This window comes from Amaricoccus tamworthensis (assembly GCF_049800875.1).
GTDB classification, from domain to species: Bacteria; Pseudomonadota; Alphaproteobacteria; order Rhodobacterales; family Rhodobacteraceae; genus Amaricoccus; species Amaricoccus tamworthensis.
Genome location: NZ_JBNAFV010000015.1, coordinates 42,391 through 64,492, shown reverse-complemented (window position 1 = coordinate 64,492; position 22,102 = coordinate 42,391). Strand labels below are relative to the sequence as shown.

Annotated in this window: 24 protein-coding genes; 16 read left to right on the top strand and 8 right to left on the bottom strand. The window is 62.6% G+C overall.

Annotated features, from left to right (window positions below):
• The first annotated feature begins 35 nt into the window (after positions 1 to 35).
• The 6 genes from ACP15P_RS18515 (at position 36) to ACP15P_RS18490 (ending at position 6,499) form a co-directional block, all read left to right on the top strand.
• Positions 36 to 1,301, top strand: coding sequence for an ABC transporter substrate-binding protein (locus ACP15P_RS18515; RefSeq protein WP_424929964.1), 1,266 nt, complete (start codon positions 36 to 38; stop codon positions 1,299 to 1,301).
• 65 nt (positions 1,302 to 1,366) lie between these two features.
• On the top strand, positions 1,367 to 2,308 hold the full coding sequence (locus tag ACP15P_RS18510; protein WP_424929963.1) for a carbohydrate ABC transporter permease: 942 nt from the start codon (positions 1,367 to 1,369) through the stop codon (positions 2,306 to 2,308).
• Positions 2,305 to 3,135, top strand: a complete 831-nt coding sequence (locus ACP15P_RS18505) for a carbohydrate ABC transporter permease (RefSeq protein WP_424929962.1) — start codon at positions 2,305 to 2,307, stop codon at positions 3,133 to 3,135. The genes ACP15P_RS18510 and ACP15P_RS18505 overlap by 4 nt, the downstream gene beginning before the upstream one ends.
• Positions 3,136 to 3,138: 3 nt before the next feature.
• Positions 3,139 to 4,158 (top strand): ABC transporter ATP-binding protein, encoded by a 1,020-nt coding sequence (locus tag ACP15P_RS18500; RefSeq protein ID WP_424929961.1) that lies wholly within the window; start codon positions 3,139 to 3,141, stop codon positions 4,156 to 4,158.
• On the top strand, positions 4,155 to 5,102 hold the full coding sequence (locus tag ACP15P_RS18495; RefSeq protein WP_424929960.1) for a carbohydrate kinase family protein: 948 nt from the start codon (positions 4,155 to 4,157) through the stop codon (positions 5,100 to 5,102). Before ACP15P_RS18500 ends, ACP15P_RS18495 begins: the two co-directional genes overlap by 4 nt.
• Complete coding sequence (locus ACP15P_RS18490) at positions 5,099 to 6,499, top strand: sulfatase family protein (RefSeq protein WP_424929959.1); 1,401 nt, start codon at positions 5,099 to 5,101, stop codon at positions 6,497 to 6,499. The genes ACP15P_RS18495 and ACP15P_RS18490 overlap by 4 nt, the downstream gene beginning before the upstream one ends.
• Here ACP15P_RS18490 and ACP15P_RS18485 read toward each other — a convergent pair.
• From ACP15P_RS18485 to ACP15P_RS18475, 3 genes are all read right to left on the bottom strand, one after another.
• Positions 6,491 to 7,507: a LacI family DNA-binding transcriptional regulator gene (locus ACP15P_RS18485; protein WP_424929958.1), complete on the bottom strand. Its 1,017-nt coding sequence runs from the start codon at positions 7,505 to 7,507 to the stop codon at positions 6,491 to 6,493. The genes ACP15P_RS18490 and ACP15P_RS18485 overlap by 9 nt on opposite strands.
• A 91-nt stretch (positions 7,508 to 7,598) precedes the next feature.
• Entirely contained in the window at positions 7,599 to 8,594 is a 996-nt protein-coding gene (locus tag ACP15P_RS18480) for an ABC transporter permease (RefSeq protein WP_424929957.1), read from the bottom strand.
• Positions 8,595 to 8,606: 12 nt separating this feature from the next.
• A complete protein-coding gene (locus ACP15P_RS18475) occupies positions 8,607 to 9,347 on the bottom strand; it encodes an ATP-binding cassette domain-containing protein (protein WP_424929956.1) in 741 nt (246 codons plus the stop codon).
• A gap of 544 nt (positions 9,348 to 9,891) precedes the next feature.
• Between ACP15P_RS18475 and ACP15P_RS18470 the strand changes: the two genes are divergently transcribed.
• The 5 genes from ACP15P_RS18470 (at position 9,892) to ACP15P_RS18450 (ending at position 14,554) form a co-directional block, all read left to right on the top strand.
• On the top strand, positions 9,892 to 10,884 hold the full coding sequence (locus ACP15P_RS18470) for a substrate-binding domain-containing protein (protein WP_424929955.1): 993 nt from the start codon (positions 9,892 to 9,894) through the stop codon (positions 10,882 to 10,884).
• A 289-nt stretch (positions 10,885 to 11,173) separates the two neighbouring features.
• On the top strand, positions 11,174 to 12,148 hold the full coding sequence (locus ACP15P_RS18465) for a TRAP transporter substrate-binding protein (RefSeq protein ID WP_424929954.1): 975 nt from the start codon (positions 11,174 to 11,176) through the stop codon (positions 12,146 to 12,148).
• 4 nt (positions 12,149 to 12,152) lie between these two features.
• A complete protein-coding gene (locus ACP15P_RS18460) occupies positions 12,153 to 12,668 on the top strand; it encodes a TRAP transporter small permease (RefSeq protein ID WP_424929953.1) in 516 nt (171 codons plus the stop codon).
• Positions 12,665 to 13,969, top strand: a complete 1,305-nt coding sequence (locus ACP15P_RS18455; protein ID WP_424929952.1) for a TRAP transporter large permease — start codon at positions 12,665 to 12,667, stop codon at positions 13,967 to 13,969. The genes ACP15P_RS18460 and ACP15P_RS18455 overlap by 4 nt, the downstream gene beginning before the upstream one ends.
• Before the next feature lie 381 nt (positions 13,970 to 14,350).
• The gene (locus ACP15P_RS18450) at positions 14,351 to 14,554 is read left to right on the top strand and encodes a hypothetical protein (protein WP_424929951.1); all 204 of its coding nucleotides are present in this window, start codon (positions 14,351 to 14,353) and stop codon (positions 14,552 to 14,554) included.
• A 21-nt stretch (positions 14,555 to 14,575) separates the two neighbouring features.
• Here ACP15P_RS18450 and dctP read toward each other — a convergent pair whose 3' ends face one another.
• Entirely contained in the window at positions 14,576 to 15,667 is a 1,092-nt protein-coding gene (gene dctP / locus ACP15P_RS18445) for a TRAP transporter substrate-binding protein DctP (RefSeq protein WP_424929950.1), read from the bottom strand.
• A 290-nt stretch (positions 15,668 to 15,957) separates the two neighbouring features.
• On the opposite strand from dctP, the gene pcaD reads away from it, so the two are divergent.
• The 5 genes from pcaD to ACP15P_RS18420 are packed head-to-tail and all read left to right on the top strand — an operon-like array spanning position 15,958 to position 19,352.
• A complete protein-coding gene (gene pcaD, locus ACP15P_RS18440) occupies positions 15,958 to 16,743 on the top strand; it encodes a 3-oxoadipate enol-lactonase (protein ID WP_424929949.1) in 786 nt (261 codons plus the stop codon).
• Positions 16,740 to 17,165, top strand: a complete 426-nt coding sequence (gene pcaC, locus ACP15P_RS18435; protein WP_424929948.1) for a 4-carboxymuconolactone decarboxylase — start codon at positions 16,740 to 16,742, stop codon at positions 17,163 to 17,165. The genes pcaD and pcaC overlap by 4 nt, the downstream gene beginning before the upstream one ends.
• Entirely contained in the window at positions 17,155 to 17,883 is a 729-nt protein-coding gene (gene pcaH, locus ACP15P_RS18430) for a protocatechuate 3,4-dioxygenase subunit beta (protein ID WP_424929947.1), read from the top strand. The genes pcaC and pcaH overlap by 11 nt, the downstream gene beginning before the upstream one ends.
• Positions 17,883 to 18,503, top strand: a complete 621-nt coding sequence (gene pcaG / locus ACP15P_RS18425) for a protocatechuate 3,4-dioxygenase subunit alpha (protein WP_424929946.1) — start codon at positions 17,883 to 17,885, stop codon at positions 18,501 to 18,503. Before pcaH ends, pcaG begins: the two co-directional genes overlap by 1 nt.
• A 15-nt stretch (positions 18,504 to 18,518) precedes the next feature.
• Entirely contained in the window at positions 18,519 to 19,352 is an 834-nt protein-coding gene (locus ACP15P_RS18420) for a 3-oxoadipate:acetyl-CoA acetyltransferase (RefSeq protein ID WP_424929945.1), read from the top strand.
• Between the two features lie 16 nt (positions 19,353 to 19,368).
• On the opposite strand, the gene ACP15P_RS18415 is transcribed toward ACP15P_RS18420, so the two are convergent.
• The 4 genes from ACP15P_RS18415 to ACP15P_RS18400 form a co-directional block, all read right to left on the bottom strand.
• Positions 19,369 to 20,232: an MBL fold metallo-hydrolase gene (locus ACP15P_RS18415; protein WP_424930016.1), complete on the bottom strand. Its 864-nt coding sequence runs from the start codon at positions 20,230 to 20,232 to the stop codon at positions 19,369 to 19,371.
• Positions 20,233 to 20,265: 33 nt separating this feature from the next.
• Positions 20,266 to 20,706, bottom strand: coding sequence for a DUF6691 family protein (locus ACP15P_RS18410; RefSeq protein ID WP_424929944.1), 441 nt, complete (start codon positions 20,704 to 20,706; stop codon positions 20,266 to 20,268).
• Positions 20,707 to 20,709: 3 nt separating this feature from the next.
• Entirely contained in the window at positions 20,710 to 21,141 is a 432-nt protein-coding gene (locus ACP15P_RS18405; RefSeq protein ID WP_424929943.1) for a YeeE/YedE family protein, read from the bottom strand.
• 102 nt (positions 21,142 to 21,243) lie between these two features.
• Entirely contained in the window at positions 21,244 to 21,927 is a 684-nt protein-coding gene (locus ACP15P_RS18400) for a Crp/Fnr family transcriptional regulator (RefSeq protein WP_424929941.1), read from the bottom strand.
• Between the last annotated feature and the right edge of the window lie 175 nt (positions 21,928 to 22,102).

Sequence of the window (22,102 nt, the reverse complement as noted above, 5' to 3'; positions counted from 1 at the left end):
CACATCAACAGGACAACCCAACAAGGAGGACTGCAATGAAATACAAAGGGAAACTTCTCGCGGGTATCGCCGGACTGGCCGTGCTCGCAACCGGAGCGGTGGCCGAGGATCTGACAATCGTGCACGGCTCGGTCGGACGCGACCAGGAAGTTCTGCGCGGCCAGCTTGACCGCTTTGAGGAGGAAACGGGACACAGCGTCACAATCGTCTCCATGCCAGAGAGCACCTCTGACCAGTTCGGCCAGTACCGCCTCTGGCTCTCCGCACAGTCGAGCGACATCGACGTCTACCGCATGGACGTGATCTGGGCCCCGCAGATGGCCCAGCATTTTGTCGACCTCACCGAGCCCATGGCCGACATCATCGACCAGTTCGTGCCCGCCGCGGTCGAGAGCCAGACGGTTGACGGCAAGCTCGTGGCCCTGCCGCTGTTCCTCGGTGCACCCGCGCTCTACTACCGCTCGGACCTGCTGGAAAAACACGGAGAGGACGTGCCGGAAACCTGGCAGGAAATGACCGATACCGCGCAGAAAATCATGGATGCCGAGCGGGCCGAGGGCAATTCGGACATGTACGGTTTCGTCTTTCAGGGCGCGGCCTATGAGGGTCTGACCTGCAACGCGCAGGAATGGGTCAACAGCTTTGGCGGTGGCCGGATTGTTGAGCTTGACGGCTCGATCGGGATCAACAACCCCAAAGCGGCGGAAGCCCTGAACCTCGCGGCAAGCTGGGTTGGCGGGATCGCACCCGAAGGCGTTCTGAACTACAAGGAGGAGGACGCCCGCGGCGTGTTCCAGTCCGGCAACGCGGTCTTCATGCGCAACTGGAACTATGCCTATGCGCTGGCGGCGGGCGATGACAGCCCAGTGAAGGACACGTTCGCGGTAACCACCCTGCCCGATGGCGGTGAGGGCACATCCTCGGCCGCAACCCTGGGCGGCTGGAACCTCGGGGTTTCGGAGTATTCCGAGCACAAGGACGCCGCGATTGAGCTTGTCCGCTACCTGACCAACTACGACAACCAGAAGGAACGCGCCATCGTCACCTCCCGGCCGCCAACCCTCATGGCCGTCTATGAGGACGCGGACGTGGCCGAGCAGCAGGAGTTCATCCCGCTGTGGAAGCCCGTGGTGGACAACGCCCTGCCACGTCCGTCAGCGGCAACCCTGCGCAAATACAACGAGGTCTCATCCACTTTCTGGACCGCCGTTCACAGCACCCTGTCCGGTGACGGCAGCGCCGAGGACAATCTCGCGCGGCTCGAGGCCGAGTTGACAAGGCTGCGCGGTCCGCGCTGGTAATTACCGGCGGACCACACGCATCCGGGCCACAACCGGCCCGGAGCAAAACAGGGGAAAGGATCAAAATGGGCAAATCCCGGTCGCTTCTGTCGCGGACGAGAACACGTTCGGCCTGGCTTTTTCTCCTGCCCATGCTTGTCACGCTGTTCGTCGTCGCGGCCTGGCCTCTGGGCCGCACGATCTGGTTCAGCTTCACCGACGCCTCGCTGGACCTCATGGCCGACGCGCAGTTTGTTGGCATCCGAAACTACCTGGAATACGTCAAATTCGGCGATGAGGACGGCCAGTATTACGGCCTCCTCGCTGACGCCCGCTGGTGGCGGTCGGTCTGGAACACAATATACTTCGCGGTCGTCTCCGTCAGCTTCGAGACCCTGTTCGGCCTCGTCATAGCCCTTGTCCTCAACCAGCAGTTCCGTGGTCGCGGCCTCGTGCGGGCCGCCGTGCTGATCCCCTGGGCCATTCCCACCATTGTCTCGGCCAAAATGTGGGCCTGGATGATGCATGACCAGTTCGGCATCCTGAACGACATGTTCCAGCGCCTGGGCCTTATCTCCGAACCGGTCGCCTGGACCGCCTCGCCCGACACCGCCATGATTGCGGTGATGATCGTGGACATCTGGAAAACTACACCCTTCATGGCGCTTCTGATCCTCGCGGGGCTTCAAATGGTACCCCAGGACATTTACGAGGCCGCGAAACTCGACGGCGTTCCCGCCTTCCGCACCTTTCGCCGGGTGACACTGCCCCTGATCCTGCCCGCGATCCTCGTGGCGGTTGTTTTCCGCACGCTCGACGCCCTGCGCGTGTTCGACATCATTTACGTGCTGACCCCGAACATCGACGCCACCCGCACCATGTCGGTCTATGCCCGCGAGAACCTGTTCGACTACGACCAGTTCGCCTATGGCTCGGCCGCCTCAACGCTGCTCTTCCTCGTCATCGCGATCATTACCATCACCTTCATCATGGCGACCCGCATGGATCTGGAGGGCAAACGCTCATGAAAACGCCCCTCTGGAAACGCATCGGGTTTTACGCGGTCGTGGCCGTGATCGTCCTGCAGGCCCTCTTCCCCTTCTACTACGCCATTCTCACCTCGCTCGAGGACGGCCAGGCCCTGTTCGACGTGAATTACCTGCCCGCCGCGCTGGATTTCGTGAACTACCGGACCATGCTGACCCAGGGCGTGTTCGGCAGACAGATCCTCAACTCGGTGTTTGTGGCAACCGTGGTTGTGATCCTCTCCCTCGCACTCGCGGTCACGGCGGCCTATGCGCTCTCCCGCATTCAGTTCCGCGGACGCGGCCTGCTCCTGCTCACCGTTCTGTCGGTCTCGATGTTTCCGCAGATAGCGGTGCTGTCGGGGCTTTTTGAGGTCATCCGGTTCTTCGGCCTGTTCAACTCGCTCTGGGCGCTCGTTTTTTCCTATATGATCTTCACCCTGCCCTTCACGGTCTGGGTGCTGACGACCTTCATGCGCAACATGCCGGTGGAGATTGAGGAAGCGGCCATCATGGACGGCGCCTCATCGCTCACCATCATCCGCCGCGTTTTCCTGCCTTTAATGTGGCCGGCCATGGTCACCACCGGGCTTCTGGCGTTCATCCATGCCTGGAACGAGTTTCTCTTCGCCCTGACCTTCCTGTCCACCGACAGCCAGCGCACGGTCCCCGTCGCCATTGCGCTCATCTCGGGCCGGTCGGAATTTGAGATCCCATGGGGCAACATCATGGCGGCATCGGTGATCGTGACGCTGCCGCTCGTGGCGCTCGTACTTGTTTTCCAGCGAAAAATCGTCTCCGGGCTGACCGCTGGCGCAGTAAAAGGATAGGTCATGGCAAAGGTCGAACTGGTCAACGTTTCGAAATCCTATGGCGATGTCGAGGTGCTGCGCGACATCAATCTCGCTTTGGACGAGGGCGAGTTCGTGGTCTTCGTCGGCCCATCCGGCTGCGGCAAATCCACGCTGCTGCGCATGATTGCCGGTCTTGAGGACATCACCGGGGGCGAACTTCTTATTGGCGGGGAGCCGATGAATGATGTCCTGCCGGCCAAACGCGGCATATCCATGGTGTTTCAGAGTTACGCCCTCTATCCGCACATGAGCGTGTTTGAGAACATGGCCTTCGGCCTGGAGCAGGCCAAACTGTCGAAACCGGAGATCCGCGAGCGTGTCAAAAAGGCCGCGACCATGCTCCAGATCGAACCGCTTCTGGACCGCAAACCGAAACAGCTCTCCGGCGGCCAGCGTCAGCGCGTGGCCATTGGCCGCGCCATCACCCGCGACCCGAGGGTATTTCTCTTCGACGAGCCCCTGTCCAACCTCGATGCGGCGCTTCGGGTCGACACACGGCTTGAGATCGCTTCCCTGCATGAACGCCTGACCGGGACGACGATGATCTATGTGACCCACGATCAGGTTGAGGCCATGACGCTCGCCGACCGCATTGTGGTTCTGAACGGTGGCGTGATTGAACAGGTCGGAACGCCGATGGACCTTTACGAGAACCCGGCCAGCCAGTTTGTCGCCGGTTTCATCGGCAGTCCAAAAATGAACCTCCTGACCGGACCCGTCGCCGAAAACGAGGGGGCCGCAACCTACGGCATCCGACCCGAACACATCCGCTTTTCACGGGATGAGGGCCTGTGGACCGGCCGGGTCGTGCTGACCGAACGGCTGGGCAGCGACACGTTCGTGCACGTGAAAACCGAGGGCGTGGGCATGGTCAATGTCCGCATCGAAGGCCGCGCCGACATTGAGCAGGGCGAAACGGTCCATCTGACCCCGGATCCCCGGTCCGTTCATCTGTTCTATGCGGACGGTACGCCGCTGTCGCGGAAATTCATGCAATGACCGCCAGACCGAACCCCGCGCCGATTGCGGTGATAGGGAACGCCAATCTTGATCTCGTCGGCGGGATGCTCGACCACTGGCCGGAGCAGGGAACCGAGACGTTTCTCGACCGCTCCGACAGCCGGATCGGCGGGTCGGCGGCGAATACCGGCCTAGTTCTCCAGCGCCTCGGCGCGGTGTCCGGGCTGATTGCTTCCGCCGGTTCGGACATGATCGGAGACATGATCCGCGGCGCTTTCAACGGCCCGTTCGACCGGATTGCCGATACGGCCGGAGCCAGTTCGGTGACCTTCGGCCTGCTGCATGGCGGGGCCGAGCGCAGCTTCTTTTCAACACCTGGGCATCTCGATGCATTCGGTGAAGCCGAGATCCACTCGGGCCTAACGGACTGGCCCCTCAATGGCGCGTGGGCCCTGCTGTCGGGCAGTTTCGCCCTGCCCCTCGTCCGGGATAAATCCTCAGAACTTCTGGCCCATCTGCACGTCCGGGGGGCAAAAACCGCGATAGACCCCGGCTGGCCCGACGGTGGCTGGACCGCGGCCAACCGTGACCGCGCCTGGGACTGGGTGGGGCTCAGCGACCTGGTCCTGCTCAACGACAAGGAACTGCTGGGCCTGACCGGACAGTCAGGGCTTGGGGACGCCCTTGCTACGGCGGAGACGCGCCTCGACCCTTCCACCACGCTGATCGTCAAATGCGGCCCCGACGGCGCGATCAGCCTGTACGCGGGCCAGCGCCACAGCGCCGACAGCCCCGCCGCCGGAATTTTCGACACCATCGGAGCCGGTGACGCCTTCAACGCCGGATACCTCGCCGCCCTTCAGGCCGGCTACAGCGCGCCCCAAGCCCTGCACGCGGGGTGCAACGTGGCCAGCGCCGTCATCCGTGAATTTCCACGTGGCAACGGGCCTGTATCGCTGCCGCCGCAGAGGGGTGCCGCATGAACATTCTGCTGATGATCGCGGACGATCTGGGCCGCATGGCGGGATGCTACGGCGACCCCTGCATTAAAACGCCGCATATCGACGCACTGGCCGCAGAGGGCACGCGCTTCGACATGGCCTTCACCTCCACCGCCTCCTGCTCGGCCAGCCGTTCGGTCATCTATACGGGTCTGCACACGCACGAGACGGGCCAGTACGGCCTGCATCATGGCTACCACCATTTCATGACCTTCGAGGACGTGCCAACCGCTCCGGCGCTGCTGAACAACGCCGGATACCACACCGGAATCATCGGCAAGGTCCATGTCGGACCGCGCGAGGTCTACCCCTGGCAACACCGCGAGGAGAGCCGCACCCGCGACGTTCAATGGGTGGCCGACCGGACCCGCGACTATCTCTCCAAACGAAAGGAGGAAGCCCAGCCGTTCTTCCTGACCGTGGGCTTCATCGACCCGCACCGGGACGGAACCCGCGGCGGCTTTGGCAACGAAGAATTCGGAGACCTCGACCCGGTCGTGTCGCCGGATGCGGTTCATGTGCCGCCATTCCTGCCCGACATTGGCGAGGTCCGCACCGAGTTGGCCGAATACTACCGTTCCGTCCATCGTCTCGACCGTGGCATCGGCATGATCCTGGAAGCGCTGTCGGAACTGGGTCTGGCCGATGACACGCTCGTCGTCTTTCTCTCCGACAACGGCGCGCCCTTCCTGAACTCAAAAACCACCCTGTTCGATGCGGGCGTCCACCTGCCCCTTATCATGCGCAAACCAGGCCAGAAGGCGGGAATTGCCAACCCCAACCTGGTGTCCTTCACCGACATCCTGCCGACCTTTCTCGACGTCGCGGGCGCCACGCCCAATCCCGACAAACGCCAAGGCCGCTCCCTGCTTCCGATCCTTGAGAAAACCACGGAGCAGCCCGGCTGGGACCGGGTCTTCGGCTCCCACACCTTCCACGAGGTCACAAACTACTGGCCCACGCGGTTCATGCGCACGGCGCGGTACAAATACCACCGAAACGTCGCCTGGCAGCTGGATTTCCCGTTCTCCGGCGATCTCTACGGCTCGCTCTCGTGGCAGGGCATTCGCCGCCAGGACCCGGTCATGATCGGGGACCGTCCGATCAGGGATTACCTCCGCCGCCCGCCGGAAGAGCTGTACGATCTCGACGCGGACCCCGGCGAGGTCAACAATCTCGCGGATGATCCCGCGCATGAGGGTCTGTTGCACGACTGTCGCGCAGCACTGGAGGACTGGCAGAAACGCACGCGCGACCCCTGGCTTTACCGCGACGGGGTTTCCGTAATGGCGGTGGAACATCACCTGTCCCACGGCCTGTCCCTCCCGGACCGTTTCGATTTCGACCCGGACGACCCGGCGCCACAGGCGTCAGACTGACCCCCGCTCCACCAGCGGGCATTCGATCTTGAGCTGGACCGGCGAGGTGTTGTGGCCGCCCGCCATCTCGATGAGGTTTTCCGCCGCAATCTCGCCCATCCCGTAATGGGGCAACAGGAGCGTGGTCAGGGGGGGATGCGTGTGTTTGGCGCATTCACGGTCGTCGAAACCGATCACGGCAACATCCTCCGGAATGCTCAGCCGCGCCTCGTGCAGCGCATCGATGCAGCCCACCGCCATCAGGTCATTGCCGCAGAATATCGCGTCCGGGCGCGGGTCGAGGGACAGGAGCTCCCGCGTCAGGTCATAGCCCCGCGACGTCTCCCAGTTCCCCGATTTTACCAGCGCCGGATCGTAGGCGATGTCATTGGAGGACAGCGCCTGGCGATAGCCCTTCAGCCGGTCCCGCGCCGCATCGACCCCCTGCTGGCCGTTGATGAAACCGATCCGCCGGTGCCCCGCATCGATCAGCCGCTGCGTCGCCAGACGCCCGCCCAGCACATCGCCTGGAATGATCGAATGCAGCCGCCGCGGCACGTCATAGCAGTTCAGCAAAACCGTGTTGTGGTCGTAAAACCCCCGGTTGGGACTGACCCGCCGTGTCAGAACCGTGCCGTAGATCAGCCCGAGCAGAGGCAGGCTCTGCAGGTGTTCGAGTATCGCACCCTCATTGTCGCTGTCGCCGTTCGACACGGCCAGGAAAATCCCCATGCCAAACTCAAGCGCCTTGCGCCGCGCCCCGTCGAAGGCCATGCCCATCCACGGGTCGCTCGACAGCTCATCCGCCACAAACCCGATGACCGACGGGTTGCCCGGCGCCGGGCGGTTGGACCGGCGCGGCAGGCGGTAGCCAAGCTCATCCGCCGCCGCCCGCACCCTCTGCCGCGTCGCGTCGCTCAGTTTCGCGCCGGGACTGCCGTTCAGCACCAGGGAGACCGTCGCCTGGGAGACGCCCGCGTGTGATGCCACATCCATCATCGTCGGGCGCATTCGGCGGTCGGCTGGCATACTGGTCTAACGCTCCCTGTGCTGTCCGGTCAGCGGGTACTGGTCCTCATTGGCAGGCCCCCTGCCCCAGCGGTGTGACGGCGTCAAGCATCTAGTCGCTCGCCCGCATGCGCCGGATCCGGTCAAACGTGACAGCGATGATGATGAAACTGCCGATAAACATCCCTTGCCAGAAGGCCGAAATGCCGAGCAGAATGAGCGAGTTTCGGATCACCTCGATGAGCAGCGCCCCGATCAGTGCACCCACCGCCGTGCCCTCGCCTCCGGCCAGGTTGGCCCCGCCGATCACCGCCGCGGCAATCACGGTCAGCTCCATCGCCTGGCCCAGGTTCGTGGTCACACTGCCCAGCCATCCGGCCATCAGAATGCCGGCAATGCCCGCGGTCAGGGCCGAAAACATGTAGATCGACACCTTGATCTGCTTCACCGGAATACCGGTCAGGGTCGCGGCCTGCTCATTGCCGCCGATGGCGAAAATATACTGCCCCCAGCGCGCCCAGCGGAACACCAGGCTCATGACCAGCGTCAGGATCAGCAGCACATAGAGAGGATGCGGCAGACCAAATGTCGATCCCCCGCCGATCCACAGCAGAAGGTCATGGTCCGGCCCGAACTCGTAAATCATCTTGTTATTCGACAGCACCATGGCCAGTGACCGCGCCGCCGACAGCATGCCCAAAGTCACCACGAAGGCCGGAATGCCCACATAGGCAATCAGCATCCCGTTCACGAACCCGACCAGCAGCGCGGCCAGGATTGCCACCATAGCCGACAGAAGGAACGAGTTCCCCCCCTCCATCAGAACCGAAATCACCATCGCCGCGAGCACAACCGTCGATCCGACCGAAAGGTCAATCCCCCCGGACGCGATCACGGCGGTCATGCCAATCGCGATGATGGCCACAAAGGCAAAGTTCCGCGCGACGTTAAAGAGATTGCGCTCGGTCGCGAAGGAATCCGTCATGAAGGTCAGCGCGAGGCAGGCAAGAACCGCGGCGACAAAGACCCAGAACGCCTGAATGTTGAGAATGCGGGACAGCACCGATTTGTGCTGGCTGTGTCCGATAACCTGTTCAATGGATGTCATGTCCGTCCCCCCTTACGCGGTCTCGATGGCGCCGGTGATGAGGCCGGTGACCTCCTCGGGCGAACTGGCGGCCGTGGCCTTGCTGGCCACCAGATGGCCGCGACGCAGCACGGAAATCCGGTCGCATACGGAAAACACGTCGGGCATCCTGTGACTGATCAGGATCACGCTGATCCCACGGTCCCGAAGCCTGCGGATCAGGTCGAGAACCTCCGCCACCTGGCGTACGGAAATGGCCGCGGTCGGCTCGTCCATCATGACGATCTTCGCCTCCGACAGCAGCGTGCGCGCAATTGCCACCGCCTGCCGCTGCCCACCGGACATGCGCCGCACCAAGTCGCGCGGGCGTGTTTCGGATTTCAGCTGTGCAAACAACTCCGCCGCCCGCCCGCTCATGGCCTTATAGTCGATCACGGATACCGGGCCGAATTTCCGCATGGGCTCGCGCCCCAGAAAAACGTTGGAGGCCGCCGAGAGATTGTCACACAGGGCCAGGTCCTGGTAGACGACCTCGATCCCGGACTGCTGCGCGTCGAGCGGTTTGGAAAACTCCACCACCTTATCGTCTATGCGGATTTCACCTTCGCTGGGGTGAAAGTTCCCGGCAACAATTTTGACAAGTGTGGATTTCCCCGCGCCGTTGTCTCCCATGAGGCCGAGCACCTCGCCGGGCGCGACCTCCAGGGACACGTCCTGCAGGGCCTGGATCGCGCCGAAATGCTTGGACAGCCCGATCAGTTTCAATCGTGACATCTTCCCTCCCAATATTTTTTTTGCCGCATCTGACCGCGTATTCCGGCGCTTGCGGCCGGTTCAACGAAGTCGCGGATGTATACTTCAGCAGTAACCACATACATACTTGACGGATTAATATTAGTAAATATTATTCAGTCATCAACCGGGGGCTATCATGGTGCTGCTTTCAACGGCAACGACCGGAAAAGCTGGCGAAAATGTTCCGGCGCGGCTGCGTCCCGGCAACGCATTTCCACCCGCCACATCACCGAACCCCGCACAGACGGATGTCAGAAAATGCGGATGATCCGGCAGCACCATTACATCGCGCACCGGCCATCCCACGAACAGGAGGAGCCTTTCAAACACCGGACCTGACACATCAACCACTCGCATGCGCCCCAGGGCCATCCGGCCAGGGGATAGCAGAGACGTTTTTGAGGATCAGATCGAGCGGGCGTGGATAACAAGAATCGCGGCACAGGCGACCCACGCAACAGCCGGCATCCGGATCAGCGGGTGCCGGAAACAAACCAAAGAATAAACCTAGGGAGCGACTGAATTGAAACGCAAAATTATACTCATGGCCGCGGGTGCGGCTCTTGCCCTCTCCGCCGGCGCGGGTCTGGCGCAGGATAAGAAAACCCTCGCCATCGTGGTCAAGGGCCTCGACAACCCCTTCTTCGAACAGATCAACCTCGGCTGTCAGCAGTGGATGGAGGAAAACGCCGACAGCGAATACGAGTGCATCTATACCGGCCCGGCCTCCTCCGCGGACGAGGCGGGCGAGGTTCAGATCGTTGACGACCTTCTGACCCGTGGTGTCGCCGCCATCGCCATTTCGCCCTCAAACGCGCCCGCAATGGCCAATCGCGTGCGTTCCATCGCGCCGGATGTGCCGGTTATGACGGTTGACGCGGATTTCCTTGAGGCCGACCGTGATCTGCGCGCCACCTATCTCGGCACGGACAACTACCTGATGGGCGTCTACATGGCGGAACAGGCCATGGCCCTGAAACCCGAGGGCGGGTCCGTCTGTCTGCAGCTCGGTAACGTGGCGGCTGACAACATCAACGCCCGCGCCCAGGGCTTCCGCGATACCGTTGGTGCGGCCGAGGGCATCGACCGTCTGGCGGGCGAAAACGGCTGGACCGAGGTTGAGGGCTGCCCGGTCTTCACCAATGACCAGGCCGATCTCGCCAACCAGCAGATGGCCGACACCTTCATCGCCAATCCGGACCTCGACGCCTTCATCCTGATCGGCGGCTGGGCCCAGTTCGCGCCGCAGGCCTACACCCAGGTGACGGACCAGGTGATGGACAAACTCGAGAGCAAAGAGCTGATCATCATCGCGGGCGACACCCTGCCGCCACAGACCCAGGCCTTCCGCGAGGGCCGCAGCCATGCACAGGTCGGCCAGCGTCCCTTCGAAATGGGCTACCGCGCGCCGGACGTGATGATCCAGCTGATCAATGGCGAGGAGGTTGAGGATCCGATCTTCACCGGCCTCGACGTCTGCAACGGCGAGGATCACGGCTTCTGCGCCGACAACTGATATCAAAACCCGTCGCGCCGGCTCCCTTGACGGGGTCGGCGCGGCGTCCATCGGGCTCAAATATTAGTAATATTAACTGATATGACCGGCATTTATGATGCCAGTCCACGGCGGAAAATGCGAGAGTAATCCCGCCCATCCCGCGGACCCAAATCAAGAACAGATCAGGTACGTCCGCAGCTTTCCTCCAATTCGTCGTTAACATTAATCAAAAAAGTTCATTGGCATGTGACGCCTTAAGGTTAATGTCCCTCCTGTTTCAGGGGGTACTACGACAGGGAGTGAGAAAATGGGGAAGATCTTTCTGGCGGCGATTGCCGCCGCTGCGCTGGGGACCATGACGTCCGCCGCCGAACTCAAGTTTGCCAACTTCACACCGCCATTCCACACCATCAACGCGTCCGTGATCGAAAAGCTCAACGCGGAGGTCAGTGCGGCCACCGATGGCGGGTTGACGGTACGCGGCTATCACGGCGGGGAACTCGGCGCGGGCCCGGCGGAACAGTATGTCCGCGTGCTGCAGGGTGTGACCGACATGGCCTGGGGTCTGCCCGGATACACCTCGTCGCAGTTTCCCAAAACCATGATTGCCGAACTGCCCGGCGCCATTCCGGTCGACGCGCCCGGCTATGAGGCACTGTGGAACGCCTATGAGGACAACCTCGCGGACGAGTTTCCCGGAACCGTGCCGCTGGCCCTGTGGGCGTCCGAGCCCAACATTATGATCATGAAGGATCACGAGATCCGTAAACCGGAAGACCTCGCCGGTCTGAAAATCCGCGTCGCGGGCGCAACCGCCGCGGATGTTGCCACGGCCCTCGGCGCAACCCCGGTTCAGATGCCGATCAGCCAGGTCTACAACGCGCTTCAGACCGGCCTGATCGACGGCGTTTTTACCGGCTCCTCCACGCTGACCGACTTCAAACTTGAGGAGATCGCCAACAGCTACACCTATGGCGCACCTCTCGGACGCCTGGTGTTCTACACCGTGCTGAATGAGAACGTGTACAACGCCCTGTCCGACGACCACCGGGCCGCCATCGACGCGGCCTCCGGCATCCCCCTCTCCCGCAGCGCCGAGGAGGCCTGGCTCGCCACCGCCGATGCGGCAACACAGGCTTCACGGGATGCGGGCGATAACGTCATCATTGAGCTGACCGACACGGAGATCGCGGCCTTTTCCGATGCGGTCGCGGATGTGGTGAACGCCTATGTCGGGGCCCATGACGGCGCCGCAACCCTGAGTGCGTTGCGCGGCGAATAGCCACATGAATGCGGTTCGCAACATCGCGGACAGGCTGATTGGCCTGTCCGCCATACTGGGGTCCATTGCCCTGCTGATCGAAGTCGGCATCATCCTGGTGGATGTGATCGGCCGCGCCTTCGGCGTTCCGCTTTACGGCTCCCAGGATTACGTGACCATGACCATGGTGATCCTCGTCTTCGGCGGGATGGCCGCCTGCGACCGGCGCGGGGGCCATATCGCGGTGGATCTGTTCCAGGGCAAAATGTCCGACCGCATGAACCGCATCATCAACATCCTCTCCGCCCTGCTCGGCGCCGTGGCCTTCCTGGCCATTGCCTGGGCGGTGCTGGAAAGCTCCCGTCTGTCGCAGATGCTCAACCTCTCCACCAACCTCATCCAGCTGCCCAAAGCCTGGTTCCAGTGGGCGCTTTCCGGCTTTGCCCTGCTGACGGCTTTGGGAATGCTCCTGCGGGCGGTTGAGCTGACTGTCACGGGCCGCAACATCCATGACGACACCGGCGCGGAGAGCCTGGCTTGAGTGCCGGAGCGGTCGGCACGCTGGGAATTGTCGTACTCTTCATCCTCCTGCTCATCCGCATCCCCGTGGCCTTCGCCATGTTCGCGGTGGGCTTCGCCGGCATCTGGGCCCTGAACGGCTGGAACGCGGCCATGGGGTTGATGGCCTCGGAGACCTTCACCCTCGCCTCCTCCCCCGAACTGGTCGTGGTGCCGCTCTTCATCCTCATGGGCAATGTCGCCAGCGCCACCGGCATGAGCCGGCGGCTCTACGACGCGGCCTATGCCATCGTGGGCCAGGTCCGCGGCGGGCTGGCCTCCGCCACGGTCATCGGCTGCGGCGGATTTGCGGCTCTGGCCGGATCCTCCGTGGCCTCCGCACTTACGATGGGCAAGGTCTCGCTCGCGGAAATGGACCGGTTCCACTACGACCGGCGGCTGGCAACCGGCGTGGTGGCCGCCGGGGGCACGCTCGGCATCCTGATCCCGCCATCCACCGGCTTTGTCATCTACGCCATCCTGACCGAACAGAGCATCGGGCGGCTGTTCCTGGGCGGCGTCCTGCCCGGCCTCCTGCTGCTCCTGGCATTTTTGATCACCGTCACCATAATCTGCACCATTCGCCCCGACCTTGGGCCCCGCGGTCCCGCGACCACGCTGCGCGAGAAACGGCGTGCGATGCTTGGCGCGCTGCCGGTCCTCGTGATCGTCTTCATGACCATCGGCGGCATATATGGCGGGTTTTTCTCGCCGGTGGAGGCCGCCGGTGTGGGCGCGGGTCTGGTGATCCTCTACGGCGTCCTGATCCGCACGCTGACCTTCGCCATCCTGTGGAAATCCACCCGCGACAGCGTGGTCACAACCGCCACCGTCATGCTGATCTTGATCGCCGCACACATGATCAATCCCTTCCTCGCACTAAGCCACATCCCCTCCGCAATAGGGGAGCAGATCGTCGCCCTCGACCTGTCCGCGACGGGGACCCTGGTGATGATCCTGGCGATCTACCTCGTGCTCGGCTGCTTCCTTGAGGGTTTCGCGATGCTGGTCCTGACGTTGCCGATCTTCTTCCCGGTGATTGTCGAGCTTGGCATCGATCCGGTCTGGTTTGGCGTTCTGGTTGTACTGACACTGGAAATGGGCCTGATTTCGCCCCCTGTCGGTCTCAATGTATTCATAGTCAAATCCGTTGCGCCGAAGGTTCCGCTGGGGGACATCTTTGTCGGAGTCATTCCGTTCTGGATCGCGATGCTGGCGACACTCGCGGTTCTGATCACCTTCCCGCAAATCTCCCTTATCCTGCCCAACACCATGATCGGATAGGCGGGCCAGCCGACTGCAATCCGCAGCCGGCGCTGGCCATGGCGACGCACCATTCTCCGTAAAGCAGGAGGCGAATCACCTGAAGTGCCCGCCTAAAAAACGCACTGTCCCGTGAGCAATCAGGCCGCCATCAACCACGCTGCGCCCGATTATTGAGACTTCCGGGTTCCGCCCTGAGCTTTCAGTGCCACAGCCGGGCCATCCGCACCAAAATATTACCGCATTGGACCCTACGTTAACCCAGAAAACATATGACGAACTCAATACACTTTTGTATGGTAGACTAGTGTATCAGTGAAATGGACATGCTTTTCCCGGTAGTGAGTGCAACATTGGGAAACCATTCCGTTGAAACCTTTAAAGAGGGGAGATGTGCTTTCCATGTTGCCTGATAATTTCAGCGACCCGGAAGGTCAGAAAGACCAGGAAGCCCGCAGAAAACGCGGCGACATCGTTCGGGAAATTCACGAGATGCTGCTCTCGTGGCCCAAACAGCCCGCCAATGCCAGCGGAAGTTCCACTGGCGCGGGCCAGATTCGACGCGGCGGATGGGTGAGAAAAGCCCTGCCCGGTCTCAAAACCTGAACTGCGACGGGCCGGGACCCGTCAGCCACCATAGGTTGACCAGTCGACCTTACTCCAGATTTCCGCTTCGGCCGCTGCGGTCAATGCGTCGAGGTTCCCACGGGCCTCATATACAATCCCCGTCCATTTTTCGACCAGCTCAACGAACCGTTCGGCCGCCGCCCCGCCCTGCGCAACACGCGCCGCCGTATCAGCTCGGATGAACGCCTCTGACGCCTCGTGCAGTGTCGGATCAGGCTCAATCGCCTCCACACCCTTCTCCACCAGGGTCATCGCAACCTCGAACGGCAATTCCTCCGCCCAGCGGGCGGTCAGGTCAAAATTGGCCCGCGCCGTCGCGCCGGTCAGGAACGCGCGTTCCTCCTCGGTCAGCGCCTCCCATGCGGGCCGCGCCACCGTGAAATTCGACGTCACGTAAAGCAGCCCCAAAGGCAGCAGCGTCACATGATCCACAACATCGAAAAACCGGTAGAGGTCCAGATCCACACTCCGCGCGATCGTCCCGTCAATGACGCCCCGCGACATGGCCTGAAACACCGCGCCATCGGGAAGCTCCACCGGCTCCGCACCGAAGTTCTCCGCCCACCTGGCGTGGGGCGCGGTTTCCGCGCGCAGCTTCAGCCCCTCCAGGTCCTGCGCCGTCCCGACCGGCGTGGTGGTCAAGAGACCATAGACGCCCGACGACCCGGACCCGAGATACACAAGCCCCGCCCTGGAAAACTCCTTCTGGCATGGCCTGCAGGTAACAACATACTCCGTCATCGCCAGCGCCATCGCATACGGGTTCTTCCCCATCAGCGCCAGGTCCGCGGGCATGATGGTGCTCTCCATCCCTTTCGGGAACCGCAGCGGCGGAAAGTATCCTATATCAATGAGATTGGTCTGCAGCGCGTCCATCATCTGCGGCATGGCGACCTCATCGCGGTCGAGGATGACCGCCGCCATCGTGCCGCCTGACGCCTCCTCCAGGTACTCCGCGAACCGCTCATACATGTAATGAGCCGGATGGTCGTCCGGCACGCCCGGCGCCACCCGCAGATCCCTCGCGTCCGCTCCCGTCGCCATCAGCGACGCGGCCAGCACCATGCCTGCGATCCTCGAAACCCCTGTCATCCCGCTTCCTTCCAATGCCATCTCAACGCCGACCCGCCGGGCCACGCTTTCGCGCACGCCGCTCAAAGCACTGAATGTGGCAAAACCAGATGCGACGATCCATCGTGCGGTCTCCAAATTCGATGATCGGACGCAGCAATTTATCCTTTTAAATTATCGCCTGGATATATCAATATGGACGACAGGGAGAAACGCCACATGAAAACAAAGGCCGCCAAACCAGGCCACCCGCCGCACATCATTCGCGGCCCGGTCCGTTCCGCTGACGCACACACCGGACGGCCCACGTAATGCGCATTTTCAGGGGAACGGACGCCGCGCTGCACTGGCGCGAGGATGGCGACCCGCAGGGAATGCCGGTCGTGTTCGCCAATTCCCTCGGCACCGATCTCCGGCTCTGGGACGGCATCATCGACCTCCTGTCGCCCGACCTGCGCCTGGTCCGCTTCGACAAGCGTGGCCACGGCCTGTCCTCCCGGCCGCCTGGCCCCTACAGCATCGGCGACCTGGCCGGCGACACCGCCGAACTGCTCGACCAAATCAACGCCGGCCCCTGCGTCTTTGTGGGTCTCTCCATCGGCGGCATGATCGCCCAGGCCCTCGCCGCCAGCCGCCCTGACCTCGTACGCGCCGCAGTGCTCTCCAACACCGCCGCCAAAATCGGCACGCCGGAGATGTGGCAGGAGCGCATCGACGCCGTCGAGGCGGGCGGCATCGAGGCCCTGGCGGATGGGGTCATGGACCGCTGGTTCAGCCCTGAATTCCTTGAGACCGACGAACTGATCCTGTGGCGCAACATGCTCACCGGCACCCCGCCCGCCGGCTACGCCGCCTGCTGCGCAGCGGTGGCATCCGCGGACCTGGCTGAAAGCACGTCCCGCCTGCGCCAGCCCGTGCTGGGCATTGCGGGCACGCTCGACCTCGCCACCCCACCCGAACTGGTGGCGGAAACCACGGCGCTGGTGACCGGCTCAAAATTCACTGAGATCCCCGGCGTCGGCCATCTACCCTGCGTCGAGGCGCCGGAGCACTATGCCGGCATCATAAGCGATTTCATTGAAGAGGTGCGCCCGTGACGGACCGTTATGAGAAGGGCATGGAAACCCGCCGCGCCGTTCTGGGCGACGCCCATGTGGACCGCGCCGAGGCCGCCAAAACGCCCCTCGACGAGGCCTTCCAGACCCTCATTACCGAGGGCGCCTGGGGCACGGTCTGGTCCGGCGACGGCATCAGCCGGCGCGAACGCTCCATGCTGACCCTCGCCCTGCTGGCGGCCTGCGGCAATTTCGACGAGATCCCCATGCATATCCGCGCCACCGCCCGCACCGGTGCCACGAAACAGGACGTGATCGAGACCTTCCAGCACGTCGCGATCTATGCAGGCGTCCCCAAGGCAAACCACGCGCTCAAACTCGCAAAAGCCACCTATGCGGAAATGGAAAGCGGGGGCGCGGACACGGACGGGAATAGGAAAGGCGGGTCCGGCGATGACGTATAAGGGCGAATTTTACCAGCGCGACCGGGAATGGCACCCGCCGTCCCTCACCCCCGACTACAAGACCAGCGTCGCACGGGCTCCGAAACACGCGCTGCTGTCGCTGCAAAACTCCGCCAGTGAAATCACCGGTCCGGTCTTCGGCCATGACGACATCGACCCGATGGACCGTGACCTGATCCACAATTACGCCCGGCCCGGCGAGGCCGCCATTGGCGAGCGCATCATCGTCCACGGGCACGTTCTGGACGAAAACCGCCGCCCCGTCCCCAACACCCTGGTGGAGGCCTGGCAGGCCAATGCGGGCGGGCGCTACCGCCACCGGAAGGATACCTATCTCGCTCCCATCGACCCCAATTTCGGCGGCTGCGGCCGGACCCTGACGGATGAAAACGGCTATTACTATTTCCGCACCGTCAAACCCGGTGCCTACCCCTGGCGCAACCGGGTCAACAACTGGCGTCCCGCCCATATCCACCTCTCGGTCTTTGGCACGGGCTTCGCGCAGCGGCTGATCACGCAGCTCTATTTCGAGGGCGACCCCCTGATCCCCAAATGCCCGATCCTCAACGCCATCCCCAATCCGGAGGCGGTGCAGAGCCTCGTTGCCGTGCTGGACATGAACGCCACCATCCCGCTCGATACCATGGCCTGGCGGTTCGACATTGTCCTGCGCGGCCGCCGCTCCACGCTCTTTGAAAACCGGCTGGAGGGCAACTGATGGCGCAGCACCTCGATTACCTGAAGGAAACCCCGTCCCAGACCGCGGGTCCCTACGTGCATATCGGCCTGGCGCCCGGGGCCGCGGGCTTTGACATCTACAAAACCGAACTGGGCAAGGACATCGCCGGTCCCAACGCGGCGGGCGAGCGCATCCGCGTCGAGGGCATGGTGACCGACGGCATCGGCGCGCCGGTGAAGGATGTGATGCTCGAGGTCTGGCAGGCCAATGCAAGCGGCGTCTACGCCCATCCCGAACACCCGGGCGAGGTTGAGGACGGCTTTCGCGGCTGGGGCCGCGTCATCTCCGACTTCAACACCGGCGAGTGGTTTTTCGACACGGTCAAACCCGGCCCGGTGATGGGCCGTTCCGGCCGGCCAATGGCCCCGCATATCAACCTCTGGATCGTCGCGCGCGGCATCAATATCGGGCTGAACACCCGCATCTATTTCGACGACGAGGCCGAGGCGAACGCCGCCGATCCCGTGATCAACCTCATCGAGTGGGAATCCAGGCGCAAAACGATCATTGCAAACCGCAGCGAAAAAGACGGTAAGGTTGTGTACCGCTTCGACATCCGGCTACAGGGTGAGAATGAGACCGTTTTCTTCGATATCTGAGCGCGGAGGCCGCCAATGACCAACCCCTGCATCATCTGTGTGGCCATCACCGGCTCCGTGCCCACCAAAGCCAACAATCCCGCCGTGCCGGTCACCGTGCCGGAGCAGATCGAGAGCACCCATGAGGCGTTTGAGGCCGGGGCCAGCATCGCTCACTGCCATGTGCGCAACGCCGATGAGACGCCAACCTCCGACCCGGAGAAATTTGCGCTGCTCAAGGAAGGCATCGAGAAACACTGCCCCGGCATGATCGTGCAGCTGTCCACCGGCGGACGCTCCGGCGCCGGTCACGAGCGCGGCGGCATGCTGCCCCTCAAACCTGACATGGCATCGCTCTCGGTGGGGTCCAACAACTTCCCCACCCGCGTCTATGAAAACAGCCCCGATCTCGTCTCCTGGCTCGCCAGCGAAATGCGCACGCACCAGGTCACGCCCGAGATCGAGGCGTTCGACCTAAGCCACATCATACAGGCCATCCGCCTGCATGGCGAGGGCGTGCTCTACGGCAAACTCTATGTCCAGTTCGTGATGGGCGTGAAGAACGCGATGCCGGTGGACCGGGAAGTCTTCGACTTCTACGTCTCGATCATGAAAACCCGTGCGCCGGATGCCAACTGGTGCGCGGCGGGCGTGGGACCGGGCCAAATCCTCGTCAACGAATGGGCCATCGCCGCCGGCGGTCACACCCGCACCGGGCTTGAGGACAACATGCGACTCGACCGTGAGACGCTCGCGCCGTCAAACGCCGCGCTGGTCAAACGCGCTGCGGATCTGTGTGAGAAATATGAGCGCCCCGTCGCCACGTGGGAGCAGGCCCGCGAGATTCTCGGGGTTCCCCTGCGGACCTGAGGGGGCGTTCGAGGCTTCAGAGAGCGTTCACAGGAACCTTCAGCATCGGATTGCCGTCTTTATCCTTCGGAACGTTACCTGCGCGCATGTTCACCTGGAGCGACGGGATGATGAGCTTCGGCATGTCGAGCTGCGCGTCCCGCTCGGTGCGGAATTTCACAAACTCCTCACGGGTTTTGCCTCCGCCCACATGGATGTTGTGCGCCTTCTCGTCGGCCACCGTGGTCTCCCACTGAATGTCCCGCCCGTTGGGGCCGTAATCATGGCACATGAAGAGCCGCATCTCGTCCGGCAGGCTCAGAACCTTCTGGATGCTGTCATAGAGCTGCGCCGCATCGCCGCCGGGGAAATCCGCCCGCGCCGACCCGCCATCGGGCATGAACAGCGTGTCGCCCACGAAGGCCGCATCCCCCATCACATGCACCATGCAGGCGGGCGTGTGACCCGGCGTGTAGATCGCAAAAGCCTGCATGTTTCCAATCTGATAGGTGTCGCCATCCTTGAAAAGGGCGTCGAACTGAGACCCGTCACGCTGGAATTCCGTGCCCTCGTTGAACACCTTCCCGAAGGTGTTCTGTACCACCATGATTTTGTCCCCAACCCCGATTTTGCCGCCCAGCTTCTGCTGGATGTAAGGCGCGGCGCTCAGGTGGTCGGCATGCACATGCGTCTCGATGATCCAGTCGAGGGTCAGGCCGCGTTTTTCAACCTCCGCGATCAGTGCGTCGGCATGGTCATAGGTGATCCGGCCCGCCGCGTAATCGATGTCCATCACGCTGTCCACGATGGCGCAGTGATCGCTGGACGGGTCCTTCACGATATAGCTGATGGTGTTGGTCGCTTCGTCAAAATGCGCCGAAACGTCCGGTTTGACGGTCATGTCCACAGGATATGTCAATTTTAACTCCCTCCCTCAGTTCTGCGAAACCACCTTCGGCTCGGGCGTGCGCGCGCGGATGGCGCGCGCCACAAGAATGCCCGCGACGAGCGAAACCATGAAGATCCAGACGCCCGGATGACCGGTGCCAAGCGCCGGCAGAGCGGCACCCGGACAGAAACCGGCAATGCCCCAGCCTATGCCAAACAGGGCCGATCCGCCCACCAGTGGCAGGTCGATATCCCGGCGCGTCGGCAGAGAGAATGACGTTCCAAGCAGCGGCGCGGGACGCTTCAAAACGAACCGGTAGCCCGCCCATGTCACCACCAGCGCACCGCCCATCACGAAGGCAAGACTGGGGTCCCAGCTGCCTGCGACGTCGAAAAAGTTCAGCACTTTCGCGGGGTTGATCATTCCGGACACCGCAATCCCCACCCCGAAAATCAAACCGATGACGTAGCTTGCAATCAGACGCATGGCTCAGCCTCCCAAAACATGGCGCACGACAAACACCGTGACACCGGTTGTCAGCATGAAGGTCACAACCGCAACGGCCGAGCGTGGCGACAGGCGTGCAAGGCCGCAAACCCCGTGGCCGGAGGTGCAGCCCGAGCCGTATGTCACGCCGATGCCCACCAGAAATCCACCGATGATCAGCATCGGGACCGAGAGCGGCACCTGCACGGCGGGCATGGATCCGGTGACCCACATCACGGCGAGCGGACCGGTCACCATTCCGGCCACCAGCGCGGCGCGCCAGGCGAATTCGGAGCCGCTGTCAGGCTGTATCAACCCGGCCAGAATGCCCGTGGCCCCCATGATTCTTCCCAGAAATGCCATCAGCAGAACGGCAGCGAATCCGATCAGCATACCGCCGCCAAGTGACTGAAAAGGTGTAAAAACCGTCTCCATAATTCCTTCCCCGCGGGTTCACCCGCACTGTTTGATGATGCCTTTATGACATATCACGTCCCCAATGGTCGGTGACGATGTCACCAAAGCCCGCGGAAACCATCAGGAGCCGTGCGTGGCCAGTTTTTCAAGCTTTGCCCGGTCGGTCAAAGTCACCTTTCCGCGGCTCTGTTCGATCCAGCCGCGGCGCTGGAATTCCTGGAGCTGGCGGGAGATCACCTCGCGGGCGGTGCCGAGCTCGACGGAGAGCTTTTGGTGGGTGATCGCGATGGTGTCGGAGCCGTTGGACAGGGTCACCAGTTTGTCGGCCAGACGGACGTCGAGACGCTGGAAAGCGACCTCGTCGATCATGCGGAAGAGGTCGGTGATGCGGCGGGAAAATGCAGCAAAAACAAAGCTTCGGAAGGGTTCGGAGCGGGCCACGAGGTCGTCGAACACGGCGCGGGGCACGGCGGCGGCGCGCACGTCGGTCTCGGCGATGCCTTCGGCGGAATAGTCCTCATAGGCCAGCAGACAGGCGGTGGTCAGAACACAGCTCTGCCCGGCCTGGATGCGGTAGAGCACGATCTCATGGCCGGTGTCGGAGACCTGCTGCACCCGTACGGTGCCGTCGAGCAGAAAAAGCATGTTTTCCGGGGAGTTACCGGGACCGAAGATCACCGTACCCCCCGGCACGTCGAGCACCGCGCTGCGGTCCAGAAGCAGCTTTTTCGTCTCAGGATCAAGCCGTGACAGGCCCGGAAACCTCTCGACCCACTGATCCTCACCCACCTGTTGTAGCGTCATTCCAATCCTCCACGTTTGGGATGGAGTTTGGGGATGTAACCGGCTGCGTCAATACGTCACACGGGGTCGTGCGAAGTGCGTTTTGGGTGCCCAGGTGGCACAGATGTGCAGAAAAGTGGCACAGATTGTGAGGCAAATGGCACAGATTGCTGGGGGTTTTGCAGTTTTGGGACGA

What these genes read in the sequence shown, in the direction of transcription:
- ACP15P_RS18460 (WP_424929953.1), top strand. Translation starts at nt 12,153, where the DNA reads ATGAATGCGGTTCGCAACATCGCGGACAGGCTGATTGGCCTGTCCGCC.
- ACP15P_RS18410 (WP_424929944.1), bottom strand. Translation starts at nt 20,706, where the DNA reads ATGCGTCTGATTGCAAGCTACGTCATCGGTTTGATTTTCGGGGTGGGG.
- ACP15P_RS18485 (WP_424929958.1), bottom strand. Translation starts at nt 7,507, where the DNA reads ATGCCAGCCGACCGCCGAATGCGCCCGACGATGATGGATGTGGCATCA.
- ACP15P_RS18475 (WP_424929956.1), bottom strand. Translation starts at nt 9,347, where the DNA reads ATGTCACGATTGAAACTGATCGGGCTGTCCAAGCATTTCGGCGCGATC.
- pcaG (WP_424929946.1), top strand. Translation starts at nt 17,883, where the DNA reads ATGGCGCAGCACCTCGATTACCTGAAGGAAACCCCGTCCCAGACCGCG.
- ACP15P_RS18515 (WP_424929964.1), top strand. Translation starts at nt 36, where the DNA reads ATGAAATACAAAGGGAAACTTCTCGCGGGTATCGCCGGACTGGCCGTG.
- ACP15P_RS18510 (WP_424929963.1), top strand. Translation starts at nt 1,367, where the DNA reads ATGGGCAAATCCCGGTCGCTTCTGTCGCGGACGAGAACACGTTCGGCC.
- ACP15P_RS18500 (WP_424929961.1), top strand. Translation starts at nt 3,139, where the DNA reads ATGGCAAAGGTCGAACTGGTCAACGTTTCGAAATCCTATGGCGATGTC.
- pcaD (WP_424929949.1), top strand. Translation starts at nt 15,958, where the DNA reads ATGCGCATTTTCAGGGGAACGGACGCCGCGCTGCACTGGCGCGAGGAT.
- ACP15P_RS18400 (WP_424929941.1), bottom strand. Translation starts at nt 21,927, where the DNA reads ATGACGCTACAACAGGTGGGTGAGGATCAGTGGGTCGAGAGGTTTCCG.
- pcaH (WP_424929947.1), top strand. Translation starts at nt 17,155, where the DNA reads ATGACGTATAAGGGCGAATTTTACCAGCGCGACCGGGAATGGCACCCG.
- ACP15P_RS18490 (WP_424929959.1), top strand. Translation starts at nt 5,099, where the DNA reads ATGAACATTCTGCTGATGATCGCGGACGATCTGGGCCGCATGGCGGGA.
- ACP15P_RS18505 (WP_424929962.1), top strand. Translation starts at nt 2,305, where the DNA reads ATGAAAACGCCCCTCTGGAAACGCATCGGGTTTTACGCGGTCGTGGCC.
- ACP15P_RS18480 (WP_424929957.1), bottom strand. Translation starts at nt 8,594, where the DNA reads ATGACATCCATTGAACAGGTTATCGGACACAGCCAGCACAAATCGGTG.
- ACP15P_RS18465 (WP_424929954.1), top strand. Translation starts at nt 11,174, where the DNA reads ATGGGGAAGATCTTTCTGGCGGCGATTGCCGCCGCTGCGCTGGGGACC.
- ACP15P_RS18415 (WP_424930016.1), bottom strand. Translation starts at nt 20,232, where the DNA reads ATGACCGTCAAACCGGACGTTTCGGCGCATTTTGACGAAGCGACCAAC.
- ACP15P_RS18420 (WP_424929945.1), top strand. Translation starts at nt 18,519, where the DNA reads ATGACCAACCCCTGCATCATCTGTGTGGCCATCACCGGCTCCGTGCCC.
- dctP (WP_424929950.1), bottom strand. Translation starts at nt 15,667, where the DNA reads ATGACAGGGGTTTCGAGGATCGCAGGCATGGTGCTGGCCGCGTCGCTG.
- ACP15P_RS18405 (WP_424929943.1), bottom strand. Translation starts at nt 21,141, where the DNA reads ATGGAGACGGTTTTTACACCTTTTCAGTCACTTGGCGGCGGTATGCTG.
- ACP15P_RS18450 (WP_424929951.1), top strand. Translation starts at nt 14,351, where the DNA reads ATGTTGCCTGATAATTTCAGCGACCCGGAAGGTCAGAAAGACCAGGAA.
- ACP15P_RS18495 (WP_424929960.1), top strand. Translation starts at nt 4,155, where the DNA reads ATGACCGCCAGACCGAACCCCGCGCCGATTGCGGTGATAGGGAACGCC.